Origin of the sequence: Subsaximicrobium wynnwilliamsii (assembly GCF_007997225.1) — a bacterium.
GTDB classification, from domain to species: domain Bacteria; phylum Bacteroidota; class Bacteroidia; order Flavobacteriales; family Flavobacteriaceae; genus Psychroserpens; species Psychroserpens wynnwilliamsii.
In genome coordinates, this window is sequence record NZ_VORM01000119.1 from 1 (window position 1) to 697 (window position 697).

Here is a 697-nt window from a genome sequence, read left to right on the forward strand (position 1 = left end):
ACGTTGTGGCACATTTAAAAAAAAACCAAGAGTTGATTAAAATATTCCAAAAATCATTAAAGAAAGAGATTGCCGAATTGAGCGATGAAATTCTGAATTCCATATGGTCGAATAGAATTGAACAATCGGATTTAAAAAGTTTCGGAATAAAAGACGGAACGCAAATAATATCGGAATATTTAGAAAACCGAGAATACGGAATTGCATACGAACATCTCGCATACATAATATTAGAGTGCGATATGGAATTGAGTGTTGAGCAGAAAAGTAGAATGGATAAAATTGCTGATAGAATGAATCTTGAACCGATTAAGTTACTAACTAATGAAAAAGGAACTGACTTTCTATTTGGTTGCAAAAATCTTTATTTCGCTTCAATTCATCCATTTGATTTTGACAAAATAAATCTGAAAGAATACCAACAAAATATTAAATTAGGGAAAGAACTTTTAGCTCAAAGAGGAATTCAAAATTTTTTAGGTTATCTAATGGAGTCTCAATATCGAGTTGCGGTTTGGGCTTCAATGATTGCTTTAGAATACGGAAACCCTAAAAAGGATGAGCTTCTAAATATAAGTGGAACTAAAACAATAATTAATTCTTGTTTGGAATGTATAATGGGAGACGAAATTAATTCCTTATCAGCTGAAATAGTTGACAATAAGAAAATGTGGGCGGAGAAAAACGTGCCACAACA

At 31.7% G+C, this 697-nt stretch carries 1 protein-coding gene; it reads left to right on the plus strand.

Features of this window, described 5'->3' with window-relative positions:
* On the plus strand, positions 1-697 hold a 697-nt coding region (locus tag ESY88_RS21285), incomplete at both ends, for a hypothetical protein (protein ID WP_189702688.1).